We start from the raw sequence: 9,276 nt of genomic DNA, 5'->3' as shown, positions 1-9,276 counted from the left end.
CCGCGGCGGACGGGATCAGGCGCAGCCGCTCGTCCCCGGCCAGCGCCGCGGTGACCAGCTCGTGCCGGGCGGCGTACTCGCGGGGCAACTCGGCGCGGGAGGTGCTGAAGGGCACGCTCGTTCCGCTGCGGGTGCCCAGCGCGCACGACGACGCACCCAACGGCGCGGGCGGCGGCATCGTCAAGCTGGGGGCGGTCCGGCAGCTCGCGCTGGCCCCCGGCGACACCGACGCGGTCCGTGACCGCCTCCGGGCCGGGAACGCCCCGGAAGGCGTCTCCGGCGAGGCGTTCGACCTGCTCAGGCGCTTCGAGGAGCAGCCCGTCGCGGCGCTGCGCCCCGACCCCGCGGCGCTGGCGCGGGTGCCGGCCGCCGAGCTGGCGCTGTTCGCCGGGACGCTCGTCGAGCTGCGCGCCGAACGGCTGCGCGAGGCGGAGGGCGCGGGCGCCCGGGAGGCGGCCGGCCGGGCCGCGCAGGCGCTCAACACCGCCGCGGTGGCCCTGCGCGGCCTGGCGGTCAACACCGCGGCGCCGCCCATCGGCATGCTGAACCTGGAACGCATCGAGATGGTGCCGGTCGGGATCCAGCGCGGCGAGCTCGTCTCGACCATCCCGCTCGCGCCCGGCGAGGTGACCGCGGTCACGCACAAGGAGTGGTCGGTCACCTCGAAGGAGTTCACCACCATCGTCACCGACTCGCTGGAGGAGGTCAGCGAGACGGGCGTGACCGACAACACCGACCTGTCGCAGTCGACGGCGTCGCAGAGCCAGCACTCCAACCAGTTCAACATCACCGGGACGGTCCAGGGCGGCATCCCGATCATCTCCGGTTCGAGCACGACCGGGTTCACCGCGCAGGGCTCGGAGTCGGCCTCGGCCGCCGGGAGCATCAAGCACGCCCGCGCCACCACGCAGAAGGCGTCCTCGCGCTCCCGCCGCGAGCACAAGGTGACCATCTCCACCACCACCGTGACGGGGTCGGAGGAGACCTCGACCCGGGTGCTGAGGAACGCCGGCAACGACCCCGTCCGGATCGACTACTTCAGCCTGATGCGCAAGTGGCGGGTCCGGCTCTACCGGTACGGGCTGCGCCTGACGTACGACATCGCGGTCCCCGAGCCGGGGGCGTCGATGCGGCGGGCGTACGCGGAGCTGGAACTGCTGCGCTCGCAGCAGGGCCCCTTCGAGTTCCCGGTCAAGCACGCCGACATCACCACGGAACTGGTCGACCAGGACGGCCACCCGTCGCCGACCGGCGTCCCGAAGTACCAGTGGCTGGCCGACCGGCACGGCGTGACCGTCCGGCCGCACCCCGAGGAGCCGACGCCGCTGACCGTCAGCTCGCACGTCAACACCGACGGCAACTGGTGGTTCCTCGACCTGGAGTTCGACGTGCCCGGCGGCACGCACATCCGGGAGATCATGCTGGACGCCCAGGTCGGCAAGGACGACTCCGACGACAAGATGAACTTCGACGTCATCGGGGCCCGTTCGGAGCCGACGTGGCGCAACCTGTCGGACGCGCTCATCATCCGCGACCACCGGATCATGTCCTTCGACGGCGCCACGCCCTACATGCGCGGCTTCACCGGCCGCCACAAGATCACGTTCTTCTTCCACCACTCCGAGCGGGTGTTCGTCGGGCTCGGCGTGCGGCTCGACCTCACGGACGAGGCCGTCGAGCAGTGGCGCACCGACGTCTGGAACACGCTGTACAACGCCGCCCAGACCAGGTACTTCGCCGAGCAGGAGGACATCGCCGCGCGCATCGCGGCCATCGAGGACAAGCTGGCGAACGTCGACACCCTGACGCTGAGGCGGGAGGAGAGCGACGAGATCATGAAGTGCGTCCTGCGGTTCGTCCTCGGCACCGACTTCGACTTCATGCCCGCCGACGTCCTGGCCGCCTTCCTGGCCGCGCGCGTCGACCTCCAGCACGGCATCGGCTTCGACGGGCCCAGCCTCGGGCTCAGCGCCGAGCAGTGGACGCTGCTGCGCCGGCACGAGGACCTGGTGCGTTTCATCAACCAGGCGATCGAGTGGGAGAACGTGGTGACGTTCCTCTACTCCTACTTCTGGGACGTCCCGCCGAGCTGGCCGTTCATCCGGCAGTTGCGACACCCGGACCCGACCAGGCAGGCGTTCCTGCGGGCCGGCAGCGCGCGGATCGTCCTGACCGTGCGCAAGGGCTGGGAGGAGGAGTGGATGCGCTTCGCCGAGGGAGGCGCGGTCGGCGCGCCGATCCCGGCGCCCTACCTGACGATCGCGCAGGAGATCGCGGCCTACGACGACCGCAACTATCCCGGCATCCCGCCCGCCAACCCCGAACGGGCGGCCGCCCGGCTCCAGGACGCCGCCTTCACCACGTCCTCGTCGGACCTGGCGCCGAGCCCGAACCCGGTGAACATCAAGGTCGGCAACAGCTCGGCGTTCGTCGTCGGGCTGCCGGTCGTGCTGGACGCCGAGGACGACCGCCGCGTCCAGGAGGCCCAGCTCGTCGTCGCCGTCCCGGACGCCACCCACCTCACGGTCGAGCGCCTGAGCTTCGCCCACCGCGGCACGCAGGCTCCCGTGCCGATCCTGCAACCGGGCGAGAAGGGGGCGCTCATCGCCGAGTGGCACGAGTACACGCCGTCGTCCGGCACCGACATCGCGCTCACGTCCAACCTCGCGACGATCTCGTAAGGCGGCGGACGGCCCGATGACGTACTTCTGCTTCCAGAGAAGCCAGAACGACCGGGTCTCCCGGATCTCCCTCACCGTCGGCGAGGAGACCCAGCCGATGATGTGGAAGGGCGAGCAGCCCGACGACAACGTGCACGCCGTGCTCTTCCACCACACCGCCGGCCTGGTGTTCCTGGAGGAGACCCGGGCCTCCTACGGCCCGCAGGGCTCCTACCGGGTGTTCGCGCTGACCGGCAGGACGCCCGGATCGGGCCGGTTCGAGGCCACAGAAGTGCCCCGGACGGGCGCCCTGCGCACGCTCGGCCGGTTCGACCTCGACGTCCGCGACGCCACCGACGACCAGGCCGACCTGGTCTACACCGGCAAGTTCCTGTACTGGCGCAGATCCATGCCCGCCTCACTCCAGGGCTCCGGCACGCTGCTGTACGCGGCCACGTCCGGCCTGGTGGGACACCAGATCGGCGCCATGCAGAACAGCAAGGACCACGGCCCGCTGCCGGAGGGCCTGTACACGTTCCTCACCCACGTCGACCCCCGGCAGAACTCCGTCGAGGCGGCGAACCAGCGGGGCGACAAGGCCGTCTCCAACCCCGGGGAGGGCATCCAGTTCCTCCCCGTGGGCGGCAACGGCCCGGTCTTCCCCGACTGGGGCACCTTCCGCGTCCGGCTCACCCCGATCCAGGGGAACATGTACGGGCGTGGCGGCTTCTACCTGCACAACTCGCACAAGGGGTACAGCCACGGCTGCGTCGAGGTCGGGGTGAACGCCGACGGCCTCGACTTCTTCTCGGGCCTGCTGGCCTACGCCGGCAGCCAGCCGCGCAAGGCCAAGCTCGTGCTGCGCGTCCGGTACTCCTACCCCGAGCAGGGCACCCTGGGCAGAACCCTGCGCTGACCCCTCAGGCCGCGCCGCCGGGTCACCAGCGGCAACGGGCGCGGGCGGCGGAGACCGTCACCTCGTGGGTGTCGTCGGCCGTGACGGGCTGGTTGCCGACCAGGACGGTGAGCCGGCCCGGGGCGGGCACCCGCCAGGTGCCGAGCGGGGCCCAGCGTCCCCGGAAGGCGCGCTGGTCCACGGTCACCGGCGGGCCGAGGTGCGGCGGGTTCGTGTCGTTGTCGTCCAGGTAGTAGAAGGCGAGGCCGGTCGAGCGGGGATCGTCGGGGATGTGCACGTCGATCGTGCAGCGTGCGCCGCCGCGGGTGTCGAAGTACCAGTTGACCGCCTGGTTGAAGTGGGCCGGCTCGTTGCCGACGCGCAGCGCCAGCGCCGCGCCCGCGCAGCCGTCGTCCTTCCACCCGCCCCCGCCGGTGATGGGACGCCAGGCAGGGTCGGCGTAGAACCACTCGGCCGCGCACCGGGGGCCGTGCACGGCCTGCCACCGGACGGGGCCCGTGGGGGCGGGGCCGGGCGGCGGCTGGGTGACCACCACTATCCCGGGATCGTCCGCCACGGTCGCCCGGACGGCCACCGGGCCGCCCGTCGCGGGGTCCGTCGCGGGGCCCGTCGTGGGGCCCGCCGTGGGGCCCGTCGTGGGCGTGGTGAGCCGGGGGAACAGGACGGCGGCCGTCGCGCCCAGGGCCAGCAGGACGGCTCCGGCCGCCAGCGCCCGGCCCGGCCAGGACGTCCGCGCGGGCCGGGTCGTCCCGGTGGGGCCGTCGTCGGCTGGGTCGTCCTTGGCGGGGCCGCCCTCGGCGGGGTTGCCTTCGACAGGGTTGCTCTCGACCGGGTCGCCCTCGGTGGGGCCGGTCTCGGCGATGAGTGCCTGGTACTCCGCGTCCGAGGCCCAGGACAGCGGGCCGGCGGCGCTCTCGGCGAGGGCCGCCGCGCGGTCGGACGTGATCCGCTCCGCCGGGTCGCGCGCGGCGCACGAGCGGATCAGCTCGGCGAGCGCGGGCTCGACGCCGTCCACGTCGATGTCGGCGTTCAGGCTGCTGTAGAGCACCGCCATCGGCTCGCCGCGCCCGAACGGCGGACGGCCGGTGGCGGCGTAGGCGATCGTGCCGGCCAGCGCGAAGACGTCCGCCGCCGCCGTGACCGGCTCCTGACGTACGGCTTCTGGGGCGATGTAGCCGGGGGTGCCGACGATCTCCCCCGACGTCGTGATCGTGCTCTGGCCGGGGGCCCGCGCGATGCCGAAGTCGATCAGCCGCGGGCCCTGCGGCGACAGGATGACGTTGTGCGGCTTGAGGTCGCGGTGCTGCACACCGTGCCGGTGCACGTCGGCCAGGGCGGCGGCCAGCCCGGCGAGCAGCCGCCGGCACAGCTCCGGCGGCAACGGCCCCCGTTCCGCCACCGCCCGCAACAGCGTCGGTCCCCGCACGTACGCCGTCGCCAGCCAGTACGGCGGCGCCGTCACCCGGGCGTCCACCAGCGGCGCCACGTACGGGGTGCGCAGGCCGCGCAGGGTGGCCGCCTCGCGGCGGAAGCGTTCCATGGCCTCGGGGTCGGCCGGGTCGTGCTTGATGACCTTGATGGCCACCAGGCCCAGGCGGCGGCTCCTGGCCAGGTACACCACGCCCATGCCGCCCGCGCCGAGGCGCCCGAGCAGCCGGTGGCCGCCGATCTCGGGTGGGTCCGTCGCCTGTAACGCCTGCACGCTCATCCCCGTCGATCATGACAGACCGAGCGCTCGGGAGGCAGCCCCTACCACGGCCGGATCGGGCCGGACCGAGCGAGCGGGAGCCTGGGGTCAGACCGTGCCGTCCGGCACGGGGAGCAGGCCGCGTTCGGCGAAGACCTTCTTGGCGACGAACGTCGCGTTGAGCGCACGTGGCATGCCGCAGTAGACGGCCGAGTGCAACAGGGACTCCGTGATCTCATCGGGCGTCAGGCCGACATTCAGGGCGGCGTTGATGTGCACGTCGAGCTGGGGTTCGCAGCCGCCGAGCGCGGTGAGCGCGCCCAGGGTCACCAACTGGCGGTCGCGGGGGGCCAGGCCGGGACGGTCGTAGATCTCACCGAAGGCCCAGGCGACCACCTGGTGGGCCAGTTCGGGCGAGATGTCGGCAAGGGCGTCCACAACCCGCTGCCCGGCCTCGCCGTCGACCTTCCGCAGCACCTCCAGGCCATGCTCGTAGCGCTGTTCACGGTCGGATCCTTCAGCAATGTTCGTCATGTCCGAAACGGTAGAACTTCGAGCGCACTCAAACGCAAATCCCCCTCACAGCGACGACGAGACGCGCGCCCCGACTGACGCGACGGCGGGGCAGCGAGGGGCGGGCGCGCAGCGCGATGAGGGGCAGCACGGGAGCGCAGCGCGGGGGCCCAGCCCGCCGGGGCGCAGCGCGGCGCGGAGAGAGCAGCGCGAGAGCGTGGCGCGGAGGACACGGAAGGGGCGGCGCGACGGAGGCGTGGGGTCAGGGTGCAGCACGCTGGGCGTAGCGCGGGAAACGCAGCGCGGGGGCGGCGGCGCGGGGGTGTTTGGGGGTTATGTCTTTGGTTTGGGGGAGTTGTCTGGGGTTTCTTGGGGGTAATGTCTGGCTTATTCGATATTCGTGGGGCTTTGTTCTGGATATCGGTACTAGTCTAGAGATTGCGTGAAAGTTCGTGGTTATTCGGGGTTGATGAATACTACAATTCCCTCGTTCTCGCCCGCGCGTCGCCACCCCAGGCGTTCGTACAGGCGAATGGCGTCGGGGGCGTTCACGGAGGTCAGCAGCCAGCTTCGGTTTTCGCCGCGCAGAAGGTTCAGAATGCGCCCGGCCAGACCCCGGCCGCGGGCGCGCGGAGCGACCGCCAGTTCGTCCACCTGGAGCGCGCCGGCCAGCATCCGGGACACCCCGTCCGGGCCGAGCGCCGCGAGCACCTTGCCGTAGCTGCGGGTGCGCGGCAGCGGGGTCGCGGTCGGCCAGGCCGTCCCGAACCCGCACGGACCCGCGTCATCGACGGCCAGCACCACGCGGAAGCCGGGCCGGGCCGCGTCGGCGGCGAACCGGACGCCGAACTCGGCGACCTCGCCCTCCCCCTCGTTCCACGGCGGCCCGGTGAACACCTCGCGATAGAGGTCGATCAGCTCCGCCCGGCACGCGAGCGCCTGCTCGCCGGTGAGCAGTTCCAGCCGGACGTCGGTACGTTCCGTCACCCTCAACCTCACTGTCTAGTCGTGGTACGACAGTGACGATAGCGGACGTCCGGCCAAACCGGCACCCCCGCGCCCGCGGCGCCGGCCGCCCGGAGCGCATGTTCCCGGCAGGGCCGCATTTTCGGGGCGACAGTGCTAGGGAATGATCGAGTCACAGTAAAGCGACACCACCGCTCCTTGTCGCAATAAAACTGGACAAGTCGGCTGTAAGGGCCTGGTAAATCTGGTCAACCTTTAGGAGCTCATGCCTGTCTTGTCAGAACTCCGAACTCAATGCGCGGGTAAGACTGCTCATGCCGGAGACCGACGGCAGTCGAGAAGTCCCGCGGCGGTTCTGGAAACTTCTGAACGGAAAGCGCGATGAAATCAATGATGAAGAAGCCGGCGGCCGTGCTCGCCACGAGCGCGTGCCTGCTGCTGGGTGGCGGCCAGATGCCGGCCGCCCAGGCCAGCACGGCCGGCACGGCGTCGTATCAGAGCCCAGCCGATGAGAAGCCGGTCCTCCGGGGCGGCTGCGGCTGGCGTCACTGCGGTCCTCGCTGGTGGGGCCCGCGCTGGGGCGGCTGGTGGGGCGGCGGTCACCACCACGACCACGACCATGACCACCACCACCGCGTAGGCCCGCGTGGTCCCCAGGGCCCGCGTGGTCCGGAAGGCCTTCCCGGCCGGTCGGTCCACAAGCCGGACCGCCACGACGACGACGACCACGGCCGCGAGGACCATGGCCACGACGACGACCACAACGAGGACGACGACTGGGGCGAGTGGGGCGAGAACTTCGACGGGTTCTAAATGACCCGCGGCGAAGTTCCCGCTGACACACCAGCACGCTGAACGGCGGGGTTCCCGGCGACATGCGCACACCGGCCGTCCGGACGTAGACCGGCTCCCGGTCCGGCGACCGGCCACGCGCCCATGTCCCGGCGAACCCCGCCCTGCTGCCCCCGCCCCCACCAGCACCGGAAGCCCCTCCGGACGCCCCTGCCCCGCCTCCCCGCCGACCGCGCGCCATACCGCCGGAACGGGAAACCGGACGGTAATGCCTTTTCTCACCGGCTGGGCTATGGTCGGCCTTATGACGGGACCGTGCAGAGCGCCACGAGGCCCCATCGCGCTGTGTTGCGTGGTGGGCCTGGTTCTGCTGTCCCTGCTGGTCGCCGGCCCTTCCTACGCCGACGACCAGACGACCCCGCGCCCCCTGTCCGCCGGCCACGAATGGACCCCGGACAAGAGCGGCGACCGGATGCCCAGCCTGCCGCCCCAGGCGTCCAGCGGCCGTGAGCACCACGTGCTGTCGTTGTGGCCGCCGCTGCGCGGCGCGCGGCACGCCGAGGCCGCCCACCTCGCGCTGCTCCCGGCGCCCGGTTCCGACGCGGCCGCGATCCGCGACCCGCAGCAGGTCGGGCACCGCACCGCGGGCTCGCGCAGCCCGCCGCTGATCTAGCTCCCTCCCTCTTCACGAGTCGCCGCCTCCCGGCCCGCCGAGCGCGCCGCGGGGCCGGTCGTCGCGCCCGGCCTTCGCACGGCCGGGTCCACGCGTTGCCCGGTCGCCCGCGGGTTCCGCGCGTTCCCGTACGGCCGGAGGTCGCCGTCGTGGCGTGCCCGCGTGCGGGACGCGCCCTTTTCTCTCGTCTTTCGCGTACGAGTTCTCCGCGTCAGAGCAAGGAGCCGATCATCGTCATGTCCGACGCCGGATCAGTCCACCAACACTCACCGCGAACATCCGCGGTGCACCGCGCCCACGTGGTGCTCGACCTGGGCACCTCACGCACCCGTTCGCTGTCCCTGGACGGGTTCGCCATCGCCGACCGTCCCTCGGCGGTCGTCGTCCCGTCGCCGGAGAGCGCGGCCGGGATCCCGGTCCGCCCGATCCGCCGGGGCATGGTCGTCGACCCGGGCGCCTGCCTGCGGCTGGTGCATCTCGTGCTGCAGGACGCCTGGCTGGCCGGCGGCCGGCCGCTGGAGCACGTGATGGCCGCGGTGCCGAGGGCCGCGACGGGCAGCGACCGTCAGGCGGTGCGCGCGGCCGTCGCCGAGGCGGCCGGCTGCCAGGTGACGCTGGTCGAGGCGCCGCTGGCCGCCGCCGCGGGCGCCGGTCTGGACGTCGCGGGGCCGGGACCGCACCTGCTGCTGGACGTGGGGGCGGGCATCGTCGAGGCCGTCGTCGTCAGCGGCGGCGCGGTCAGCGACGCGGCGGCGCTCCAGCTCAGCGCCACGACGAGCACGGGCCTGCTGCCGGACGCGCTGGACGGCGTCGTGGAGATGACCGCCGGCCTGCTGCGCCGCCAGCCGGCCCACCTCCGTCCGGCCGTCCGCGACAACGGCCTGACCGTCACCGGCGGGGGCGCGCTCCAGACGCGGCTGCTGGACCGCCTGCACACCGCCCTTCGCGCGCGGATCAACGCCGCGCCGGAGCCGCAGCACGCCACCGTCCGCGGCCTGCTGCGCCTGTGCCTGCGCCCCGCGGCGCCCGTCATCGCCCTCTGAACCCCCGCAATCACAGCGGAAAGGAA

Annotated in this window: 8 protein-coding genes; 5 read left to right on the top strand and 3 right to left on the bottom strand. The window is 72.4% G+C overall.

The annotated features are described in order from the left end of the window. Window positions 1–101 precede the first annotated feature (101 nt). On the top strand, window positions 102–2,681 hold the full coding sequence (locus ACWCSD_RS13070) for a hypothetical protein (RefSeq protein WP_449914651.1): 2,580 nt from the start codon (window positions 102–104) through the stop codon (window positions 2,679–2,681). Between the two features lie 16 nt (window positions 2,682–2,697). Beyond that, window positions 2,698–3,576 carry a hypothetical protein gene (locus ACWCSD_RS13065; RefSeq protein WP_449914648.1) on the top strand — a complete coding sequence of 293 codons (879 nt, stop codon included), beginning with the start codon at window positions 2,698–2,700 and terminating at the stop codon, window positions 3,574–3,576. 22 nt (window positions 3,577–3,598) lie between these two features. Here ACWCSD_RS13065 and ACWCSD_RS13060 read toward each other — a convergent pair whose 3' ends face one another. The 3 genes from ACWCSD_RS13060 to ACWCSD_RS13050 all read right to left on the bottom strand — a co-directional run bounded on the left by ACWCSD_RS13060 (window position 3,599) and on the right by ACWCSD_RS13050 (window position 6,763). Further along, window positions 3,599–5,284: a serine/threonine-protein kinase gene (locus ACWCSD_RS13060; protein ID WP_449914646.1), complete on the bottom strand. Its 1,686-nt coding sequence runs from the start codon at window positions 5,282–5,284 to the stop codon at window positions 3,599–3,601. 87 nt (window positions 5,285–5,371) lie between these two features. Further along, on the bottom strand, window positions 5,372–5,797 hold the full coding sequence (locus ACWCSD_RS13055) for a carboxymuconolactone decarboxylase family protein (RefSeq protein WP_358294901.1): 426 nt from the start codon (window positions 5,795–5,797) through the stop codon (window positions 5,372–5,374). A 435-nt stretch (window positions 5,798–6,232) separates the two neighbouring features. Next, on the bottom strand, window positions 6,233–6,763 hold the full coding sequence (locus ACWCSD_RS13050; RefSeq protein ID WP_397161813.1) for a GNAT family N-acetyltransferase: 531 nt from the start codon (window positions 6,761–6,763) through the stop codon (window positions 6,233–6,235). A gap of 360 nt (window positions 6,764–7,123) precedes the next feature. Between ACWCSD_RS13050 and ACWCSD_RS13045 the strand changes: the two genes are divergently transcribed. The 3 genes from ACWCSD_RS13045 to ACWCSD_RS13035 all read left to right on the top strand — a co-directional run bounded on the left by ACWCSD_RS13045 (window position 7,124) and on the right by ACWCSD_RS13035 (window position 9,250). Beyond that, the gene (locus ACWCSD_RS13045) at window positions 7,124–7,555 is read left to right on the top strand and encodes a hypothetical protein (RefSeq protein ID WP_397161814.1); all 432 of its coding nucleotides are present in this window, start codon (window positions 7,124–7,126) and stop codon (window positions 7,553–7,555) included. Between the two features lie 331 nt (window positions 7,556–7,886). Beyond that, complete coding sequence (locus ACWCSD_RS13040) at window positions 7,887–8,207, top strand: hypothetical protein (protein WP_352325705.1); 321 nt, start codon at window positions 7,887–7,889, stop codon at window positions 8,205–8,207. A gap of 284 nt (window positions 8,208–8,491) precedes the next feature. Next, window positions 8,492–9,250 (top strand): rod shape-determining protein, encoded by a 759-nt coding sequence (locus ACWCSD_RS13035; RefSeq protein ID WP_449914640.1) that lies wholly within the window; start codon window positions 8,492–8,494, stop codon window positions 9,248–9,250. Window positions 9,251–9,276 lie beyond the last annotated feature (26 nt).

The organism is Nonomuraea sp. NPDC001684 (assembly GCF_053596515.1).
The sequence above is the reverse complement of the archived record's forward strand: the minus strand, read 5'-3'. Positions and strand labels throughout refer to the sequence as shown.